The sequence below is a fragment of the Streptomyces coerulescens genome, from assembly GCF_042657965.1.
GTDB lineage: Bacteria > Actinomycetota > Actinomycetes > Streptomycetales > Streptomycetaceae > Streptomyces > Streptomyces coerulescens.
Window position 1 is genome coordinate 196,588 of sequence record NZ_JBHSKM010000007.1, and the last position, 18,329, is coordinate 214,916.

19 protein-coding genes are annotated in these 18,329 nt (G+C 71.1%); 12 read left to right on the top strand and 7 right to left on the bottom strand.

Annotation, left to right across the window (positions count from 1 at the left end; translation table 11 throughout):
* Nucleotides 1–80 precede the first annotated feature (80 nt).
* From ACFPQ9_RS12820 to pgfA, 3 genes are all read left to right on the top strand, one after another.
* Entirely contained in the window at nucleotides 81–1,814 is a 1,734-nt protein-coding gene (locus tag ACFPQ9_RS12820) for a lytic transglycosylase domain-containing protein (RefSeq protein WP_380851546.1), read from the top strand.
* Between the two features lie 148 nt (nucleotides 1,815–1,962).
* The gene (locus ACFPQ9_RS12825) at nucleotides 1,963–2,097 is read left to right on the top strand and encodes an SPW_0924 family protein (protein WP_107438846.1); all 135 of its coding nucleotides are present in this window, start codon (nucleotides 1,963–1,965) and stop codon (nucleotides 2,095–2,097) included.
* Nucleotides 2,098–2,125: 28 nt separating this feature from the next.
* Nucleotides 2,126–3,118, top strand: coding sequence for a cell envelope lipid trafficking protein PgfA (gene pgfA, locus ACFPQ9_RS12830; RefSeq protein ID WP_380851550.1), 993 nt, complete (start codon nucleotides 2,126–2,128; stop codon nucleotides 3,116–3,118).
* On the opposite strand, the gene hrpB is transcribed toward pgfA, so the two are convergent.
* Together hrpB and ACFPQ9_RS12840 are read right to left on the bottom strand one after the other, a co-directional pair.
* Complete coding sequence (hrpB, locus tag ACFPQ9_RS12835; protein WP_380851553.1) at nucleotides 3,108–5,672, bottom strand: ATP-dependent helicase HrpB; 2,565 nt, start codon at nucleotides 5,670–5,672, stop codon at nucleotides 3,108–3,110. The two genes, pgfA and hrpB, sit on opposite strands and share 11 nt — an antisense overlap.
* A gap of 4 nt (nucleotides 5,673–5,676) precedes the next feature.
* The gene (locus ACFPQ9_RS12840; RefSeq protein ID WP_380852377.1) at nucleotides 5,677–6,504 is read right to left on the bottom strand and encodes a class I SAM-dependent methyltransferase; all 828 of its coding nucleotides are present in this window, start codon (nucleotides 6,502–6,504) and stop codon (nucleotides 5,677–5,679) included.
* Between the two features lie 373 nt (nucleotides 6,505–6,877).
* On the opposite strand from ACFPQ9_RS12840, the gene rpsA reads away from it, so the two are divergent.
* From rpsA to ACFPQ9_RS12860, 4 genes are all read left to right on the top strand, one after another.
* Nucleotides 6,878–8,374, top strand: coding sequence for a 30S ribosomal protein S1 (rpsA, locus tag ACFPQ9_RS12845; protein WP_380851556.1), 1,497 nt, complete (start codon nucleotides 6,878–6,880; stop codon nucleotides 8,372–8,374).
* A gap of 237 nt (nucleotides 8,375–8,611) precedes the next feature.
* On the top strand, nucleotides 8,612–9,550 hold the full coding sequence (locus ACFPQ9_RS12850; RefSeq protein WP_380851559.1) for a PAC2 family protein: 939 nt from the start codon (nucleotides 8,612–8,614) through the stop codon (nucleotides 9,548–9,550).
* Between the two features lie 58 nt (nucleotides 9,551–9,608).
* Nucleotides 9,609–10,244 carry a dephospho-CoA kinase gene (gene coaE / locus ACFPQ9_RS12855; RefSeq protein WP_380851562.1) on the top strand — a complete coding sequence of 212 codons (636 nt, stop codon included), beginning with the start codon at nucleotides 9,609–9,611 and terminating at the stop codon, nucleotides 10,242–10,244.
* 50 nt (nucleotides 10,245–10,294) lie between these two features.
* On the top strand, nucleotides 10,295–10,675 hold the full coding sequence (locus tag ACFPQ9_RS12860; protein WP_380851565.1) for a tetratricopeptide repeat protein: 381 nt from the start codon (nucleotides 10,295–10,297) through the stop codon (nucleotides 10,673–10,675).
* Between the two features lie 78 nt (nucleotides 10,676–10,753).
* Here the strand turns inward: ACFPQ9_RS12860 and ACFPQ9_RS12865 are convergent, their stop codons facing one another.
* Entirely contained in the window at nucleotides 10,754–11,092 is a 339-nt protein-coding gene (locus ACFPQ9_RS12865) for a DUF6343 family protein (protein ID WP_380851568.1), read from the bottom strand.
* Nucleotides 11,093–11,142: 50 nt separating this feature from the next.
* On the opposite strand from ACFPQ9_RS12865, the gene ACFPQ9_RS12870 reads away from it, so the two are divergent.
* Both ACFPQ9_RS12870 and ACFPQ9_RS12875 read left to right on the top strand, forming a co-directional pair.
* Nucleotides 11,143–12,054, top strand: a complete 912-nt coding sequence (locus ACFPQ9_RS12870; protein ID WP_380852380.1) for an acyltransferase domain-containing protein — start codon at nucleotides 11,143–11,145, stop codon at nucleotides 12,052–12,054.
* An 88-nt stretch (nucleotides 12,055–12,142) separates the two neighbouring features.
* Nucleotides 12,143–12,604, top strand: a complete 462-nt coding sequence (locus tag ACFPQ9_RS12875) for a DoxX family protein (protein ID WP_380851571.1) — start codon at nucleotides 12,143–12,145, stop codon at nucleotides 12,602–12,604.
* A gap of 166 nt (nucleotides 12,605–12,770) precedes the next feature.
* On the opposite strand, the gene ACFPQ9_RS12880 is transcribed toward ACFPQ9_RS12875, so the two are convergent.
* Entirely contained in the window at nucleotides 12,771–13,346 is a 576-nt protein-coding gene (locus tag ACFPQ9_RS12880) for an RNA-binding S4 domain-containing protein (RefSeq protein WP_380851574.1), read from the bottom strand.
* A gap of 50 nt (nucleotides 13,347–13,396) precedes the next feature.
* Here ACFPQ9_RS12880 and ACFPQ9_RS12885 point away from each other — a divergent pair, with 50 nt between their 5' ends.
* Nucleotides 13,397–14,086 carry a uracil-DNA glycosylase gene (locus ACFPQ9_RS12885; RefSeq protein WP_380851577.1) on the top strand — a complete coding sequence of 230 codons (690 nt, stop codon included), beginning with the start codon at nucleotides 13,397–13,399 and terminating at the stop codon, nucleotides 14,084–14,086.
* A gap of 27 nt (nucleotides 14,087–14,113) precedes the next feature.
* Here ACFPQ9_RS12885 and ACFPQ9_RS12890 read toward each other — a convergent pair whose 3' ends face one another.
* Entirely contained in the window at nucleotides 14,114–14,806 is a 693-nt protein-coding gene (locus ACFPQ9_RS12890; RefSeq protein ID WP_380851580.1) for a GntR family transcriptional regulator, read from the bottom strand.
* Nucleotides 14,807–14,990: 184 nt separating this feature from the next.
* Here ACFPQ9_RS12890 and ACFPQ9_RS12895 point away from each other — a divergent pair, with 184 nt between their 5' ends.
* Entirely contained in the window at nucleotides 14,991–16,481 is a 1,491-nt protein-coding gene (locus tag ACFPQ9_RS12895; protein WP_380851583.1) for an NCS1 family nucleobase:cation symporter-1, read from the top strand.
* Nucleotides 16,482–16,486: 5 nt separating this feature from the next.
* The gene (locus tag ACFPQ9_RS12900; protein ID WP_380851586.1) at nucleotides 16,487–17,221 is read left to right on the top strand and encodes an aspartate/glutamate racemase family protein; all 735 of its coding nucleotides are present in this window, start codon (nucleotides 16,487–16,489) and stop codon (nucleotides 17,219–17,221) included.
* On the opposite strand, the gene ACFPQ9_RS12905 is transcribed toward ACFPQ9_RS12900, so the two are convergent.
* Both ACFPQ9_RS12905 and ACFPQ9_RS12910 read right to left on the bottom strand, forming a co-directional pair.
* Nucleotides 17,209–17,676, bottom strand: coding sequence for a GNAT family N-acetyltransferase (locus ACFPQ9_RS12905; protein WP_380851589.1), 468 nt, complete (start codon nucleotides 17,674–17,676; stop codon nucleotides 17,209–17,211). The genes ACFPQ9_RS12900 and ACFPQ9_RS12905 overlap by 13 nt on opposite strands.
* Nucleotides 17,673–18,101 carry a RidA family protein gene (locus ACFPQ9_RS12910; protein ID WP_380851592.1) on the bottom strand — a complete coding sequence of 143 codons (429 nt, stop codon included), beginning with the start codon at nucleotides 18,099–18,101 and terminating at the stop codon, nucleotides 17,673–17,675. The genes ACFPQ9_RS12905 and ACFPQ9_RS12910 overlap by 4 nt, the downstream gene beginning before the upstream one ends.
* Between the last annotated feature and the right edge of the window lie 228 nt (nucleotides 18,102–18,329).

Consider the following 18,329-nt stretch of genomic DNA (forward strand, 5'->3'; position numbering starts at 1 on the left):
GATCGTCACTACAAGGGCGAGCACGGCGGCTCGACAGACAGAGATGGGCGCGCAAGGCGTCCGCGGGAGGGGTCCAATCCATGGCGGCGCAATTCGGCAGGCTCCGCAAGGGCGCGGTGAACACCACGGTCGCCGCGGTCGTGGTCGCGGCACTGGCCGCGTCCCAGGCTCCGGGAGTGACGACCGACGACGCCGGCAGAAAGGTCACCACCGGCACCCAGCCCTCCCCGGACACGCCCGCCGAGGACAGCGCGACCGGCAACTCCCCGTACTACACGGACCTGCCGCCCCTCAACAGCCCCAACCCCTCGCCCACCACCGGCACCCCCGCCAACCAGGGCGCCGGCGAGGCGGGCATCCCCGCGACCGTTCTCGACGCCTACAAGAAGGCCGCGACCGCCCTCCAGGACGCCAAGCCCGGCTGCAACCTCCCCTGGGAGCTGCTCGCCGCCATCGGCAAGGTCGAGTCGGGCCAGGCCCGCGGCGGCCGGGTCGACGCGAACGGCAACACGCTCTCCAAGATTCTCGGCCCGCAGCTCAACGGCAACGGCTTCGCGAGCATCAGCGACACCGACGGCGGCGCCTACGACGGCGACAGCGCCTACGACCGTGCCGTCGGGCCCATGCAGTTCATCCCGTCCACCTGGGAGTGGGCCGGCCGCGACGGCAACGGCGACGGCAAGAAGGACCCCAACAACGTCTACGACGCCGCGCTCGCCGCCGGCCACTATCTGTGCCGCTTCGGCTGGGACCTGTCCACCAAGGCGGACCTCGACAGCGCGATCCTCAGCTACAACAACTCGCAGGACTATCTGAACCTCGTCCTGAGGTGGCTGGAGTTCTACCGCAAGGGCACCCACGAGATCCCGGACGGCACGGGCACCCTCCCGTCGGACCGCAGCGACGACACGGCGGGCGCGAGCCCCACGCCGACGAGTCCCGGCACACCGACGACACCCGCGTCGCCGAGCACCCCCAGGCCCGGCGGCGGCAACGACGGTTCCACGAGCCCCCGGCCGACCCCGCCGCCGAGCACGACGCCGCCCGCCACGCCGTCGCCCACGCCGACCCCCACCCCCACCGACACCGTGCACCACCTGGAGGACGCGGGGACCGCCAAGCTCAGCGCGATGGCGGGCGACACCTTCACCGAGAAGATCACCGCCCGCGCCGAGACCGAGGCCGGCAAGGCCGTCGCCAAGGTCCGGATCCGCTTCACGATCATCGGCGACACCGACGCCGCCTTCAGCACCGGCGAGAAGTACGCCACCGTTCTCACCGACACGGCCGGCAAGGCGCTGGCGCCCGCGCTCAAGGCGGGCGAGGACACCGGCGAGTTCGTCGTACGGGCCACCGTGGTCGGCCGCATAATCGCCGGCCTCGACTACACGGCCACCGTCACCGAGCGCGCCGCCGACACCCTCGCCCGTACCGCCGACACCGCGCTGACCTGCATCCCGGGCGGCGAGTTCGCGGACCAGGTCGAGGTGAAGGCCACCTACAAGGGCGCCGTGGCGGACAAGGTCGCGGCCACCGCCACCCTCATCAAGTCGGCGGACGACGCGACCGAGAACGACAAGGGCCCGTACTTCAAGGACGCCGACGGCAAGACGGTGCGCACCCTGAGCGGCCTGACGACTGACGCCGACGGCCTGCTCAAGCTGCCCAAGCTGTACGCGGACGACACCACCGGCACGTTCCTGCTCCGCATCAACACCGCGGGCGGCGCGACCCTCACCGTCGAGCTGAAGGTGGCGCCGGCCGAGACGTCGCCCGGCGCGACCCCCTCGGACTCCGCGAGCCCGTCCGCCTGAACCCCGCACGATCCGACGAGGGGCGCCCCTCCGCCACGGCGGACCGGTCGCCCCTCGTCCGTGTGCGCAACGTGTTCTCATCTCGCCCGCCCGTTGCTACGGTGCCGGACCTGACGATGTATCAGTTCCCATTGGCAGGGAGGCAGGCATGCGCGCCCTGATCGCCGCCGCGACCGGTCTCGCCGTCGCGCTCGCCCTGGTCCTCGCGCTCACCGCGATGGGCTCACCGGCGGGCGAGACCTCCCCGAAGCCGCTGCTGACGACGGTGCCCGCACACCCGTAGAACCGCCCCGTCCGGGAGGGAGGCCGAGATGCGCCGCAAGGCCAGTCTGATCCTGCTCGCCCTTGCCGTGTTCTTCGCGGCCCTGTCCCCGCTGCTGCGCTGGTACGCCTTCCCGCGCCTGGCGAAGATCCCCGCGAACCAGTACCAGGACATGGTCCTGGAGGCGAAGGACGCGACACTCCTCGACTACGGCACGATGAAGGCCCGCAAGGTCCCCAAGGTCACCATCGTGCAGACGCTGAAGGGCAACGTCGAGGAGTCGGAGAAGATCGAGAGGACGGCCGGCAAGGACGTCGTCGTCTGGGACGGCCTCTCCTACGTCGTGGGCCCCGACGGCAAGATGGTCTCCAGGATCCCCGAGCGCTACATCTTCGACGCCCACTCCCAGGAACCCGTCCACGCCACGGGCGAGATGGTCGACGGGGATCCGGTGAAACGGCAGGGCATCGAGTTCAAGTGGCCCTTCCTTACGGAGAAACGGGACTACGAGTACTTCGACGCCCAGGCGCGGATCACCGCCCCCATCCACTACAAGGGCACCCAGGACTTCCGCGGGGTCGAGGTCTACTACTTCGAACAGACCATCCCGTGGACCAAGGTGAAGTTCCCCCGGACGATGCCCGTCGAAGGCATCACACCGGAGTCGGTCGCCAAGACCGGCACGACCCGCTGGTACACCACCGTCCGCAAGTTCTGGGTCGAACCCCTCACCGGCGCCCCGGTCTACGGCGAGGAGATCCACAAGGAGGAACTGCGCGGCGGTACCCTGCTCGGCGACCGCGACAAGGTGACGGCGTTCGCGGGCCACGTGAAGATGCGCGAGGACTACATCGACTACACGGTCGACCTCGTCAGCTCCAACCGCACCCTGGTCCTGCTGCTGACGTCGTACCTGCCCTGGGGCTTCCTCACCCTGGGCGTCCTCCTCCTCGCGCTCTCCCTCTACCTGGAGGCCCGCAGCCGCCGCCCCGGCGACCCGGAACCGACGAAGGACGCCGAGCCCGAACCGGTCACCGCCTGAGCCGGGCGTTCGTGTGCCGGGTCGGCTCGGCGCTCGCCGGATCCTCCGGCCAGGGATGCTTCGGATACCGCCCGCGCAACTCCGCCCGTACGCCCCTGTAGCCGTCCTTCCAGAAGGAGGCGAGGTCCGCGGTGACGGCCGCGGGCCGCCCGGCGGGGGAGAGCAGATGGACGAGCAGCGGCACCCCGGCCACGGCCGGCGACTCCTGCAGGCCGAACATCTCCTGCAACTTCACGGCGAGAACGGGCTGCTCCGGATTGCCGTAGTCGATCCGGATTCTGGACCCACTCGGTACGGTGATCCGCTCCGGCGCCAGCTCGTCCAGCCGCCCGGCATCTCCGGACGCCCACGGCAACAGCCGCCCGAGCGCCTCCCCGGCATTGATCCGGGCCAGGTCACTCCTTCGCCTCGCCCGCCCCAGCTCGGGCTCCAGCCACTCGTCCACGCGCGCGTGCAGCGCGTCGTCGGAGACATCGGGCCAGGGCTCCCCGACCTGCAGCCGCAGAAAGGCGAGCCGCTGCCGCAGTAGGCCGGCATCGGCCGACCAGCGCAACAGGCCGAGCCCTTCCTGCCGCAGCCCTTCGAGCAACGCGTCGCGTACGAGGCCGGCGTCGGCGTCCTTCAGGGGCCGCACCGCCAGCTCGATCGCCCCGAGCCGCTCGACCCGCCGCGCGACGACGTCCCCGTCGGCCCAGTGCACCTCCTGGCCCGAGTGATACAGCGAGGCCGCCGCCGAACGAGCCGTGTCCTCGTCCACCACGGCGGCGAGCTGCACACGCGCGTGCCCCTTGCCCACCGGCCGGTCCGCCACAGCGACAGCGATCCACGGCGCCCCCCGCAACGGACTGCCCTCCCGCAACTCGGCCCGCGTCCCGGAGGCCATGAGACAGGACCCACCGTCGACTTTGGCAACACGCTCGGGGAAGGCAAGGGCGGCGACCAGCCCCGCAGCGCGCTCATCTCCGAGGTGCGCCGCACTGCGGTCACCCCTGCCGCCGGCCTTCGTGCGCTCGTCCCCGCCCTGCGCCGCGCGGCCGGCGCCGTCACCGTCGCCCGGCCTCTGTCCGCTCACGCTGTTCGCTCGCAGGCGTCGTACCTCCGCGCGCCAGCGTCCCGCGTAGGCGTCGGTGCCGTGCCGGGCCGCTCGTAGTGCCGCGGTCAGGTCGTCGCCGTAGTCCCTCGGGGGTTCCTCGCTCAGCAGGGCCACTGCCTCGGCGCCCTCGCCGGACGTGTCCAGCAGGGCCCGGCCCAGTCGGGGATGCAGGCCCAGGCGGGCCAGGTCGGTGCCGCGGGGTGTGGCCCGTCCTGCGGTGTCCACCGCTCCGATGGCCGTCAGGACGCTTCTCGCCGCCGCCATCGCGCCGCCCGGCGGCGGGTCCAGCAGGGCCAGCCCGGTGGCCTCCGGGTCGCCCCAGCACGCCGCCTGCAGGGCGAAGGCCGTCAGGTCGGCCACCTTGATCTCCGGCGACGGGAACCGCGGCAGCCGCGCGTCCTCGGCCTCCGCCCAGCAGCGGTACACCGCGCCCGGCGCCTCACGCCCGGCACGACCCGCCCGCTGCCGCCCGGCGGCCTGCGAGGCCCGTACGGTCGTGAGCGCGCTCAGCCCGCGTGCGTGGTCGACGCGCGGCTCCCGCGCCAGCCCGGAGTCGACGACCACCCGCACCCCGGGGACGGTCAGCGAGGACTCGGCCACGGAGGTCGCCAGAACCACCCGGCGCCCCGCCCCGGGCGCCAGCACCGCGTCCTGCACGGCCGCCGGAGCCCGCCCGTGCACCTGGAGCACCTCGACGTCCCCGAGATCCCCCAGCTGCCCGGCCACCCGCGCGATCTCGCCCGCGCCGGGCAGGAAACAGAGCACATCGCCGGCCCGCTCGGCCAGCGCCCGCCGCACCACCGACGCCACATGCGTCAGCAGCGCCGGGTCGACCCGCATGCCGTGCGGCGGCCGTACGGGACGCGTCGGCGGCGCCCAGACCACCTCCACGGGGTGCGCGGCGCCCTCGGCCTCGACGACCGGCGCGTCGCCCAGCAGCCGCGCCCAGCCCTGCGCGTCCGTCGTCGCCGACGCGGCCACCAGCCGCAGCTCCGGCCGCAGGGCCTGCCGTACGTCCCACAGGAAGGCGGCGGTCGTGTCCGCGTCCAGGTGCCGTTCGTGGCACTCGTCGAGGATCACGACGTCCACACCCGCGAGCTCCTGGTCGCGCTGCAAGCGCTGGAGCAGCACACCGGTCGTGACGACCTCCACGCGTGCGTGCCGCCCGACGACCCGTTCACCGCGCACGGTGTAGCCGACGCTCCCGCCGACCTTCTCGCCCAGCAGCCACGCCATCCGCCGGGCAGCCGCCCGCGCGGCGATCCGCCGGGGCTCGGCGACGACGACCCGCCGCGCCGACCCCTCACCGAGCAGCCCCGCCAGGGCCAGCGGCACCAGCGTCGTCTTGCCGGTGCCGGGCGGCGCGACCAGCACCGCCGTGCCGTGCCCGTCCAGGGCGTCGGTCAGACCGGGCAGGGCGGCGCGTACGGGCAGCGCGTCCAGGGCGTCGTAACGGATCACGCTCTCAGTCTCGTACGCATACGAAGATCGCCGTCCCCGGGATCAGGTTCCCGCGCAGCGGCGACCAGCCGCCCCACTCGGAGGTGTTCCAGGACGGCCACTCCGGCTCGACGAGGTCCACCAGCCGGAACCCGCCGGCGACGATGTCCCGCACCCGGTCGCCGACCGTGCGGTGGTGTTCGACGTAGACCGCGCGGCCTTCCTCGTCCTGCTCGACGTACGGCGTCCGGTCGAAATAGGAGGCGGCGACGGACAGACCCGCCGGGCCCGGCTCGTCGGGGAAGGCCCAGCGGATCGGATGGGTGACCGAGAAGACGAAGCGGCCGCCCGGCCGCAGCACACGGCGCACCTCCTTGAGGACCAGCACCGGGTCGGCGACGAACGGCAGCGCGCCGTACGCCGAGCACGCCAGGTCGAAGGAACCGTCGGCGAAGGGAAGGGCGCCCGCGTCGGCGCACACCAGCGGGAACGCGCCCCCGATGCGCAACGAGTGCTGAAGCTGCCGGTGGGAGAGGTCCAGGGCGACCGGACGGGCCCCCTGCGCGGCCAGCCAGCGCGAGCACTGCGCGGCGCCGGCGCCGATCTCCAGGACGTCCTTGCCCTTGAGGTCCTCCGGCGGTCCGAGCAGCTCGGCCTCCACCTCGTCCAGTCCCTCGGGGCCCCACACGAAGCGGTCGTCGCCGAGGAAGGTGCCGTGCTCGATCTGGTACTCGTCCGCGTTGCGGTCCCACCAGCCCCGGTTGGCCCGGGAACTCTCGGCGACGTCGGCCTGCCGCCGCGTGGCCTCCGGCTCGGCGGACTCGATCTCGGGCGATACGGGCTCTTGGATGATCGGCTCCCTCGTCGTACTCTTCCGTCACCTGAATGGCGCGGCCCCTCCCGGCGGTGTCACGAAAGGGACTGCCCAAGGCCCACGTGGCCTCAAGAGACAGGTTTTGTGCCGGGTATGGGGCGATCCGCCCCGGGTGTGCGGCTTCGCGCATTGACCCTGTCCGGCTGCCCCCGTATGCTACAAGTTGCGCTGCGGGCCTGCGCACCTCAGACGTAGCAGGCTGCGCTCGCATCTGTTGTATGTCCCCTCGGTTGTCGAGGCGCCACCGGAATTCTGTGGCGCTTCCTTGGCTGTCCGGCTTCTTCAGAGCGATACGGGCTCCCGGCGTAGCAGTACCTACGACTTCAATGTCCGTACCGGAGCCCTTTCCCACATGACGAGCAGCACCGAGACCACCGCCACCACCCCGCAGGTTGCGGTCAACGACATCGGTAACGAGGAAGCCTTCCTCGCCGCGATCGACGAGACGATCAAGTACTTCAACGACGGCGACATCGTCGACGGCGTCATCGTGAAGGTCGACCGGGACGAGGTCCTGCTCGACATCGGTTACAAGACCGAAGGTGTCATCCCGAGCCGCGAGCTCTCGATCAAGCACGACGTCGACCCCAACGAGGTCGTCGCCGTCGGTGACGAGATCGAGGCCCTTGTTCTCCAGAAGGAGGACAAGGAAGGCCGCCTGATCCTCTCGAAGAAGCGCGCCCAGTACGAGCGTGCCTGGGGCACCATCGAGAAGATCAAGGAAGAGGACGGCATCGTCACCGGTACCGTCATCGAGGTCGTCAAGGGTGGTCTCATCCTCGACATCGGCCTCCGCGGCTTCCTCCCGGCCTCCCTGGTCGAGATGCGCCGTGTCCGCGACCTCCAGCCGTACGTCGGCAAGGAGCTCGAGGCCAAGATCATCGAGCTGGACAAGAACCGCAACAACGTGGTCCTGTCCCGCCGTGCCTGGCTGGAGCAGACCCAGTCCGAGGTCCGCCAGACGTTCCTCACCACCCTCCAGAAGGGTCAGGTCCGTTCCGGCGTCGTCTCCTCGATCGTCAACTTCGGTGCCTTCGTGGACCTGGGTGGCGTCGACGGTCTGGTCCACGTCTCCGAGCTGTCCTGGAAGCACATCGACCACCCGTCCGAGGTTGTCGAGGTCGGCCAGGAAGTCACCGTCGAGGTCCTCGACGTGGACATGGACCGCGAGCGTGTCTCCCTGTCGCTGAAGGCGACCCAGGAAGACCCGTGGCAGCAGTTCGCCCGCACCCACCAGATCGGCCAGGTCGTGCCCGGCAAGGTCACGAAGCTGGTTCCGTTCGGTGCGTTCGTCCGCGTGGACGAGGGCATCGAGGGTCTGGTCCACATCTCCGAGCTGGCCGAGCGCCACGTGGAGATCCCGGAGCAGGTCGTCCAGGTCAACGACGAGATCTTCGTCAAGGTCATCGACATCGACCTCGAGCGCCGTCGCATCAGCCTCTCGCTGAAGCAGGCCAACGAGGCCTTCGGTGCCGACCCGGCCACGGTCGAGTTCGACCCGACCCTGTACGGCATGGCCGCGTCCTACGACGACCAGGGCAACTACATCTACCCCGAGGGCTTCGACCCCGAGACCAACGACTGGCTCGAGGGCTTCGAGGCTCAGCGCGAGGTGTGGGAGAACCAGTACGCCGAGGCGCAGCAGCGCTTCGAGCAGCACCAGCAGCAGGTCATCAAGAGCCGCGAGGCCGACGCCGCTGCCGCCGCCGAGGGTGGCGACGCCGCGGGTGCGGCTCCGGCCGCGTCCGGTGGCTCGTACTCCTCCGAGGGTGCGGACAACAGCGGTGCGCTCGCCTCGGACGAGGCGCTGGCCGCTCTGCGGGAGAAGCTGGCGGGTGGGCAGAGCTGAACGCTCGCCGCTGAGGCTTAGCCATTGACTGAGGGGCCGTACCTTTCGAGGTGCGGTCCCTCAGCCGTTTCCGGTCGTTCTCCGGCCGCGGGCCGGTGGGGGCTGGTCGCGCAGTTCCCCGCGCCCCTAAAAGCGGGGCGTTGTCCGTGCCGTTCTCATGATCTTGGCCTCCTCCTTCGGGAATGCCGCCGCCCGTAAGGGTGTTGTCACCAACGGACACGAGGAGGAGCGGTCACAGTGCTTGATCCGCAGGGTTTGTACGCATGGGAGCCGAAGGGCCTCGCCGTGGTGGACATGGCGCTCGCCCAGGAGTCGGCCGGTCTTGTCATGCTCTACCACTTCGACGGATACATCGACGCGGGTGAGACCGGCGACCAGATCGTCGACGGGCTCCTCGACTCACTGCCCCACCAGGTCGTCGCCCGCTTCGACCACGACCGGCTGGTCGACTACCGCGCCCGCCGGCCGCTGCTGACGTTCAAGCGCGACCGCTGGGCCGACTACGAGGTGCCCTCCATCGAGGTGCGGCTCGTCCAGGACGCCACCGGAGCGCCCTTCCTGCTGCTGTCCGGGCCCGAGCCCGACGTGGAGTGGGAGCGCTTCGCCGCGGCCGTCAAGGAGATCGTGGAGCGGCTCGGGGTGCGTCTGTCGGTGAACTTCCACGGCATCCCCATGGGCGTCCCGCACACCCGCCCGGTCGGCCTCACCCCGCACGGCAACCGCACCGACCTCGTCCCGGGCCACAGCAGCCCCTTCGACGAGGCACAGGTGCCCGGCAGCGCCGAGTCCCTCATCGAGTACCGGCTGATGGAGGCCGGGCACGACGTCCTGGGCGTCGCCGCGCACGTTCCGCACTACATCGCCCGCTCCCCGTACCCGGACGCGGCCCTGACCGTCCTGGAGGCCGTCACGGCGGCGACCGGGCTGGTCCTGCCCGGCATCGCGCACTCCCTGCGCACCGACGCCCACCGCACGCAGAACGAGATCGACCGCCAGATCCGCGAGGGCGACGAGGAGCTCACCAACCTGGTCGAGGGCCTTGAGCACCAGTACGACGCCGTCGCCGGCGCCGAGAGCCGCGGCAACATGCTCGCCGAGCCGGTGGACATCCCGTCGGCGGACGAGATCGGCCGGGAGTTCGAGAAGTTCCTCGCAGAGCGGGAAGGCGACGGCTGACGGGGCAGGTGCGGTCCTGCCCGGTGCGCTGTCGGTGGCAGGACCTAAGCTGTCGGTCATGCTGAAGGTGGGCCTGACCGGCGGTATCGGCGCCGGAAAGAGCGAGGTGTCACGGCTGCTCGTGGAGCACGGGGCCGTGCTGATCGACGCGGACCGGATCGCCCGGGAGGTCGTCGCGCCGGGCACGCCCGGGCTCGCCGCCGTCGTGGAGGCGTTCGGCGAGGAGGTGCTCGCCGCGGACGGCAGCCTGGACCGGCCCAAGCTGGGCTCGATCGTCTTCGCGGACGCCGACAGGCTCGCCGCGCTCAATGCGATCGTGCACCCCTTGGTCGGCGCCCGCTCACGCGAGCTGGAGGAGGCCGCCGCCGAGGACGCCGTCGTCGTCCACGACGTCCCGCTCCTCACGGAGAACGGCCTGGCGCCGCTGTACGACGTCGTGGTCGTCGTGGACGCCGGTCAGGACACCCAGCTCGACCGGCTGGTCCGGCTGCGCGGGATGACCGCGGAGGACGCACGCGCGCGCATGGCCGCGCAGGCGACGCGTGAGCAGCGCCGGGAGATCGCGGACATCGTCATCGACAACGACGTACCACTGGAGGAGCTTCAGCGGCGCGTGAAGGACGTATGGGACGAGCTCGTGCGGCGAGCGCACGAGGCTCATGAGGAGCAGTCGTCCCGCTCGGCACAGGAATAGCCCTGTTGCGTTCGCGCGTTGAACCCTCGCAGTGAGGGAAGGACTCTGCCGTGCCCGAGACCAGCGGTTCGACCGGACGTACTCCGGAGACGCATGTCATCGACTTCCGTGCCGCCGAGCAACTGCTCGCCGCGCGGGACCCGCGGGGCGCGGTGAAGCTGCTCGACGAGGTCATCGCCGCGCACCCGGAGAACACCGCCGCCCGGCTGCTGCGCGCGCGTGCCTTCTTCGCCGCCGCACAACTGCGGCCCGCAGAGCTGGAGTTCACGATCGTCCTGGAGCGCGAGCCGGACAACGCGTTCGCGCACTTCGCGCTCGCCCGCACCTACGAGCGCCGGGGCCGGGCCGGCCAGGCCAAGCGCCATTTCCGGCTGGCGGCCGCACTCGACCCGAACCCGCAGTATCTGAAGGCGGCGCGGTTCGACGGGTGAGCGTCGGCGACCGGGTGACCTTGCCCGGCGCGGCCGAGGGCGACGATTCTCCGCCGGCGACCGCCGTTCCGCTTGGATCTACGGCGGCGGGCGGTCCGGGTACCTCTGCGTCGGCGGTGCCGGAGGTGTTCCCGGTGGGGGCCGCGGTGGGCGGTAGGGGCGGTTCTCGGGCGGGCGGTACGGCGGAATGTCGTGGCCCGGCTGGTAGTGCGGCCCCTGCCGGATGTGCCGCAGGATCATGGTCATGTCGATCGTGATCACCAGCCACAGCACCCCGCAGGCCACGGCCCAGCCGGGGCGCCCCGCCAGGGCGAACGCGGCGGTGCCGAAGATCGCCCAGAGCACGCCCCACACGCACAGCCAGAAACGGACCCGCAGTGCACTGCGTGCCGTCGTAGGCTCACTGCCCGTACGCATCGGATCACCACTCCTTCTTGAAACGTACTCCTTTTGCAGGGGGCTCAGTGCTGCTGCCGGACACCGATGAACTCGCCGAGGTGCTCCTCGACCTCTCCGTACCCCACGAGGACGTCAACGACCTCGTCCGGATGGGCCGACGGGTGACGGACGACCCGGAGCTGCGGCGGTTCCTTCAGCGGTCCGTCGACGAGCTCGTCCGGGGAATGGGCGAGGTCGGCGGCCCGGTCGACCTGCCCGACCTCGACTGGCCCGCGGGGCCCCTGCAGCGCTGCTTCTCCGTGTACGTGTTCGTCGCCGCGCTGCCGTACACCCGCGCCTACCACCGTGAGCGCGGCATACCGGCCGACGTCTCCCGGCGTACCCTCGCCGACCTCGGGCGGAACATGGCCGTGCACCGAAGGCGGCACGGCCGGGCGGGGGTGCAGGCGCCGTGGTGGCTCATCCATCACTTCCGGGGCGAGCTGTACCAGCTCGGCCGGCTGCAGTTCGAGCGGGCGCGGCTCGGGCAGCGCGCCGGGACACGGCTGGCGGCGACGGGCATCGACGTGGGCCCGGACTCGCTCTGCCTCAATGTGCACATACCCGACTTCCGCGGGCCGATGTCCCCGGCCGTGGTCGACCGTTCGCTGGCGCTGGCCCGGCAGTTCTTCGCACAGCACTTCCCGCAGGAGCGGTACCGGGTGGCGACCTGTCACTCCTGGCTGCTGGACGAGCAGCTCAGGAAGTACCTGCCCGGCGACTCCAACATCGTCCGCTTCCAGGAGCGATTCCACCTGGCCCGCGAGGACCGGGAGCCGGCCGACACCGAGCCGGTCCAATTCGTCTTCGGCGACCCGGAGTTGCCGATCGAGAGCCTGCCGCGCGGTACGGCCGTGGAGCGGGCCGTCGGGGATCATCTGCGGGCGGGCGGACACTGGTACATCGGGCACGGCTGGCTGCCGTTCGAGGAGAACGGCTGAAATTCCCTTCGTACGGCGATGAGTTCGCGAGGGAGCGCCGGTCTACCTCTGTGACAGCAACACGGACCGCTGAACACAGGAGACCCCCATGTCCGAGGCCACCGCTTCCGTCACCACCACCGCATCCGTCGACTCCCGCCCCGTCATCGCCGAGTCCGCGACCCCGCGCGGGCGCCGCGCCCGGATCGCCCTGCGCGGCCTGCAGATCCTGCTCGCCCTCTTCTACGCCGTCGCCAGCGCCCTGCCCAAGCTGATCGCGCACCCTTCGGCCGCCGAGGGCTTCGACGAGCTCGGCTGGGGCAGTGCGGGGATGTACACCATCGGCGCGCTCGAACTGGCCGGTGCGATCGCCCTGTTGATCCCGGTGCTCCAGTCGGTGGCGGCGATGGCGCTCAGCGCGCTGATGGTCGGCGCGTTCGTCGTCACGATCACCGCCTTCGGCGGCGAGAACGCGGCGACGCCGCTCATCCTCATCGTGCCGCTCGCCCTGATCGCCTGGGCCCGGCGGAGTTCGAACGCGGACCTGCTGCGGCTGGTGCGACGCGCTTGAGCCGACGGTGGGGTGCGGCCCGGTGGGGGCCGTTCGCGCAGTTCCCCGCGCCCCTGAGTAGGCCTCACGGCCGCCGACTCAGGGGCGCGGGGAACTGCGCGATCAGCCACGTGCGGCCCGCACCCGCCGGCGCACCCGGGAGCCCCGAGCTCTCGGGCGACGCAGGTCAGCGCTCGCGCGGCCGTCCCGCGCCGCCGCCCATCATGCCGCGCAGGCGTTCCATGTCGCGGCGGTCCCGCTTGGTCGGGCGGCCGGTTCCGCGGTCCCGGACGCCGGCCGGGGCGACGGCCTCGCGCGGCGGGGGAGGGGGCGAGTTGTCGACGTAGCACTGGGCCGCGACCGGCGCGCCGACCCGCTTGCGGATGAGCCGCTTGACGACGACGATCCGCTCCCGGTTCTCGTGCCGTACCCGGACCTCGTCGCCGATGCGCAGGCTGTGCGAGGGCTTCACGTTGTGGCCGTTCACGCGCACGTGCCCGCCCTTGCAGGCGGTGGCTCCCATGGAACGGGTCTTCACCAGGCGTACGGCCCAGATCCAGCTGTCGACGCGCACGGATTCGCCGTTGTGGGCACCGGCGGCCTCTGCCGCCGCCACGGCGTCGGCGATCTTGGGGTCGGAGATCTTCGGGTCGACGGGCTGCTCGGCGCTCGGTGAGCCGGCGGCCTGCTCGGGAGCCGTCGCGTCCGGGTGCCGTCCCTCGGCCGCGTGGCCGCCTCGCTGCTCGTCATACTCCGCTGCCATGCCTCGACCTTAGTCCCCGTACGGACCGGCCAAGGCCGTACGGTGGAGCTGTGGACGCCCTCGACGATCTCGACCTGCGGGTTTCGGGCTGCCGGGCCTGTCCGCGGCTGGTCGACTGGCGCGAGGAGGTGGCCCGCACCAAGCGTGCCGCCTTCGCCGGCCAGACGTACTGGGGCCGCCCGGTACCCGGCTTCGGCCCGCCGGACGCCCGACTGCTCATCGTCGGGCTCGCGCCGGCCGCGCACGGCGGCAACCGCACCGGACGGATGTTCACCGGCGACCGCTCCGGCGACGTGCTGTACCAGGCCCTGTACGACATCGGCCTCGCCTCGCAGCCCACGTCGGTCGCCCTCGACGACGGCCTGGAGCTGTACGGCGTCCGGGTCACGGCCCCCGTGCACTGCGCCCCGCCCGCCAACAAGCCGACCCCCGGCGAACGGGAGACCTGCCGGCCCTGGCTGGTCCAGGAGCTGAGACTGCTGCGGCCGACGGTGCGGGCGGTCGTCGTACTCGGCGCCTTCGGCTGGCAGGCGACACTGCCGGCGTTGGCGGAGGCGGGGTGGCGGGTGCCGAGGCCGCGGCCCGCGTTCGGGCACGGGGTCCGGGTCGAGCTCGATGGGCTCGAACTCTTGGGGTGCTTTCACGTCAGCCAGCGCAACACCTTCACCGGGAAGCTCACGCCCGCGATGCTGCGCGAGGTGTTGAGCACAGCCGCACAGGCGGCGGGCCTCGGAAGGTGATGGGACGCCGTCGACGTGGCGGCTTCCTCACGCCTTGCCGCCCTCACCTGCGCCACCGACGTTGTTCTCGTCCTCGTCCTCGCCGAAGAGGTGGCGGACCGTCGAGCGGTAGTTGGCCTGCACGTGGGTGAGCGTGTGGGTGCGGGCGCGATCGGGGTCGCCGGAGGCGATGGCCTCGTACAGGTCCTGGTGTTCGGTGAGGAGTTGGGGCCACTCCTCGTTCTGCCGGGTGAGCCAGCGCAGGCGGCCGTCGACCGGTTCCATGACCGAGGTCAGCAGGCTGTTGCCGGCCATGGCCAGGATCCGGTCGTGGAACCGGGTGTTGATGTCGGTGATCTTCTCGGCGTCCCCGGCCTCGGTCGCGCTCGCCGCCGCCCGCAGCAGCTCCCGGAGGTCGGCCAGGTCTTCCGGCGTCGCCCGTGACGCGGCGAGGCCGGCCGCGTAGACCTCCAGCGCCTCGCGCAGCTCGAAGAGTTCCTTGACGTCGGCGGGGCTCAGTCGCCGTACGACGGTCCGGCGGGGCGTCTCGAAGTGGACGAACCCCTCGGCCACCAGCGCGCGGATCGCCTCGCGGACCGGCACCCGGGAGACCCCGAAGCGGTCGGCCAGCTCGCGCTCGACCAGGCGATCGCCCGGAAGCAGACGGCCCGCGATGATGTCCTGCCGCAGCGTGGCCAGGACGCGCTCGCGGATCGCCCCGAGCGGTTCGATCTTCGTCATGGGGCCATCTTCGCCGACTCCGGGTGTGTTTTACGGAGCGTTAACAGCAGCGATATCTGTCAGAACGGTTGACGGGAGGACCATGGGCGCAGTTTGGTATACCAAACTTGTTGCTCAGTGACCGGAAAATAGCCAAGCGACCGGAAAGCAGCCCTCCTTTCGTCCCCTCCCTCCTGGAGGCCCCGTGTCCCTCGCCGACCGTGCCGAAGCCACCACCGGCACATCAGCGTTCGTCCCCGATCCCCGGCTCACCAACGAAGACCTCGCGCCTGCGGACAAGCGCAACTGGAAGGTCTTCGACCTCTTCGCCCTGTGGATGTCCGACGTCCACAACCTCGGCAACTACACGTTCGCGGCCGGCCTGCTCGTCCTCGGCATGAACGTGTGGCAGGTCTTCACCTCCCTGCTCGTCGGCTTCGTGCTCATCTACGTCGGCATGAACTGGATGGGGAAGATCGGCCAGCGCCACGGCGTGCCGTTCCCCGTCGTCAGCCGCATCAGCTTCGGCGTCTGGGGCGCCAACATCCCGGCGCTGATCAGGGCGGTCATCGCCATCATGTGGTACGGCATCCAGACGTATCTGGCGTCGGTCGCCGTGAACGTGATGCTGCTGGCCGCCTGGCCGGGCCTGGAGTCCTGGACCCACAGTTCCTTCCTCGGCCTGCACGCGCTCGGCTGGGTCTCCTTCCTCTCCCTCTGGCTCATCCAGGCGCTGATCATCAGCCAGGGCATGGAGTCGGTGCGCAAGTTCCAGGACTTCTGCGGCCCGGCGATCTGGGTGGTGATGATCGCGCTGGCGGTCTGGATCCTCGCCAAGGCCGGCTGGACGATCTCGCTCACGTCCACCCCGCACCCCGTGTCCGCCGGTGAGCAGTGGCGTCAGTGGTTCGGCGCGATCGGCCTGATCCTCGCCACGTACGGCACGCTGATGCTCAACTTCTGCGACTTCTCGCGCTTCGCGCCCGACTACCGGACCGTCCGCAAGGGCAACTTCTGGGGCCTGCCCATCAACTCGACGGCGTTCGTGGTCGTGTCTGTGATCGTCACGGCCGGTTCGCTGGAGGTGTTCGGCGAGGCCATCACGGATCCGGCGGAACTGGTGGCCAAGGTCGGCAACACGTGGGTCCTGGTGCTGGCGGCGCTCACCTTCGCCATCGCCACCATGGGCGTCAACATCGTCGCCAACTTCGTCTCACCGGCGTACGACCTGGCCAACGTCTGGCCGCAGAAGATCACCTTCAAGGTCGGCGGCATGATCAGCACGGTCGCGGCGCTGGTGGTGACACCGTGGAACCTCTTCTCGAACCCGACGGTCGTCAACTACTTCCTCGGCGGCCTCGGCGCCTTCCTGGGCCCGCTGTTCGGCGTGATCATGGTCGACTACTACCTGGTCAAGCGGGGCCGGGTGGACGTGAGCGAGCTGTTCGACGCCACCCCCGGTTCCCGCTACTACTACCGCAAGGGCGTCAACCCCAAGGCGCTGTGGGCGTTCCTGCCGGCGGCGGGGGTCGCGGCGGTGCTGGCGCTGGTGAAGACCTTCGGTGCTGTGGCGCCGTACTCGTGGTTCATCGGGACGGCGATGGCGGCGGGTGTGTATCTGGTGCTGTGCCGCGAGGAGCGGGCGGCCGGGTCCGCCGCTGCCACCACATCTGCCTCTTCGGCACGGGAGGTCTGAAGGACGTGCGGATCGTCGTCACCAACTGCAACACCACGCAGGAGATGACCGAGGAGATCGTACGAGGTGCCCGGGCCGCCGCAGGCCCGGGCACCACCGTGCTCGGGCTGACCCCGGGGTGGGGGCCGGAATCGGCGGAGGGCTGGCTCGACAGCTACCTCTCGGCGGCGGCGGTCATGGACGCGCTGCGCACCTACGAGGGCCCGGCGTACGACGCGGTCGTCATGGCCGGCTTCGGCGAGCACGGACGGGAGGGCGTCCGGGAGCTGGTGGACGTACCGGTCGTCGACATCACGGAGGCCGCCGCACATCTGGCCTGCCTCCTCGGTCGGCGCTACGGCGTGGTGACCACACTGGAGCGCTCGTGCGGACAGATCGAGGACAGCCTGGAGCTGGCGGGGGTCGCGCGGAACTGTGCCGCCGTGATCGGCACCGGGCTCGGCGTGCTGGAGCTGGAGGACGCCGAGCGCACGGAGGCCGCCTTCCTGACGGCCGCCGAACGGGCCCGGGACGCGGGCGCCGAGGTCCTCGTGCTGGGGTGTGCCGGGATGACCGGTCTGCAGCAGGCCGTGTCGGAGAAGCTGGGGGTTCCGGTGGTCGACGGGGTCGGCGCGGCCGTCAAACTCGCCGAGTCGCTGGTGGGGTTGGGGCTGCGGACGAGTCGGGTCGCGGGGTACGCGACGCCGTTGCCGAAGCGGCGGGGATGGGGCCGCTCCGGCGGGGGCGCTCAGGCCGATTGAGCGGGCCCCGGCTGCCAGACGTAGCGCACGTCCGGCTCCCGCTCCTCGTTCCCGCTCCCGTCGGTGTGCTCGACGGCGACGAAGCCGTGGCGCTCGTAGAAGCCGTGGGCGGGCCTGTTGACCTGGAAGGTCCACAGGCTCAGCCCGCCCGGGCGTCGCCGCTTGGCGAGGTCGACGAACCGGTCACCGATACCGCGCCCGCGCCAGTCGGGGTCGAGATAGAGCTGCGAGAGCAGCTCGCCGTCGAGCACCATGACCCCGACGACCCGGTCGGCGGCCTCGGCCACCCAGGTCTCCCGCAACAGCACCACGACCTCGCGGAAATACGTCCGCACCTCGTCGTCGGAACGCGGCCGGACGACGGTCGGCAGCGCGGCGGCGAAGGACCGCAGCCAGACGTCGGCGACGGCACCGGCGTCGGTGGGCAGGGCGCGGCGCAGCGCTACGGCGGTCACGCCCTCTCCGCACTCTCGCCACTCTCGTCGGGAACGACGGCGGTGGCCGTGATCTCCACCAACTGGCCCGTGTATCCGAGGCACGCCACCCCGAGCAGCGTCGACGAGTGAGGCCCGACGCTGAGCCCGGACGCCTCGACGACCTCCCAGACGGCGGACAGCACGGCGGTGTCACCGCTCACGACGTACACGTCGGTCGACAGCACATGCGCCAAGTCACTGCCGATCGCGCCCAGTTGTACTTTGAGGTTGGCGATGACCTGCCGGGCCTGCCGTACGGGATCCCCCTCCCCGACGAGATTCCCGTCGCCGTCGAGCGGCACGGAACCGGCGAGAAAGGCGACCCTCGTGCCGGCCTCCACGACCGAGGCGTGGGAGTAGGTCGGGGGAGGGAAGAGGGCGGGGGAGGTGACGCGACGGATCATGCGGGCTCCTGACGGGTGAGCGGACAACCAGCCGATCATCCGAGCCCCCGCCCACGCCCGCATCCGATTTTTCCTGCCCCGGCTCCGTCAACCTCTTCAAAATGGCGCCGATCTTGTATGCGTTTCCGGCGACGAGGAGCGGGATCATCGGCCCCTCGGCGATGGCCGCGCTGACCCGGTGTCGCAGCGGCTCCCGCGCCGCCGCGTGACCGGTACGGCCGGACAACC

What these genes read in the sequence shown, in the direction of transcription:
- ACFPQ9_RS12820 (WP_380851546.1), top strand. Translation starts at nt 81, where the DNA reads ATGGCGGCGCAATTCGGCAGGCTCCGCAAGGGCGCGGTGAACACCACG.
- ACFPQ9_RS12825 (WP_107438846.1), top strand. Translation starts at nt 1,963, where the DNA reads ATGCGCGCCCTGATCGCCGCCGCGACCGGTCTCGCCGTCGCGCTCGCC.
- pgfA (WP_380851550.1), top strand. Translation starts at nt 2,126, where the DNA reads ATGCGCCGCAAGGCCAGTCTGATCCTGCTCGCCCTTGCCGTGTTCTTC.
- rpsA (WP_380851556.1), top strand. Translation starts at nt 6,878, where the DNA reads ATGACGAGCAGCACCGAGACCACCGCCACCACCCCGCAGGTTGCGGTC.
- coaE (WP_380851562.1), top strand. Translation starts at nt 9,609, where the DNA reads ATGCTGAAGGTGGGCCTGACCGGCGGTATCGGCGCCGGAAAGAGCGAG.
- ACFPQ9_RS12865 (WP_380851568.1), bottom strand. Translation starts at nt 11,092, where the DNA reads ATGCGTACGGGCAGTGAGCCTACGACGGCACGCAGTGCACTGCGGGTC.
- ACFPQ9_RS12875 (WP_380851571.1), top strand. Translation starts at nt 12,143, where the DNA reads ATGTCCGAGGCCACCGCTTCCGTCACCACCACCGCATCCGTCGACTCC.
- ACFPQ9_RS12880 (WP_380851574.1), bottom strand. Translation starts at nt 13,346, where the DNA reads ATGGCAGCGGAGTATGACGAGCAGCGAGGCGGCCACGCGGCCGAGGGA.
- ACFPQ9_RS12890 (WP_380851580.1), bottom strand. Translation starts at nt 14,806, where the DNA reads ATGACGAAGATCGAACCGCTCGGGGCGATCCGCGAGCGCGTCCTGGCC.
- ACFPQ9_RS12910 (WP_380851592.1), bottom strand. Translation starts at nt 18,101, where the DNA reads ATGATCCGTCGCGTCACCTCCCCCGCCCTCTTCCCTCCCCCGACCTAC.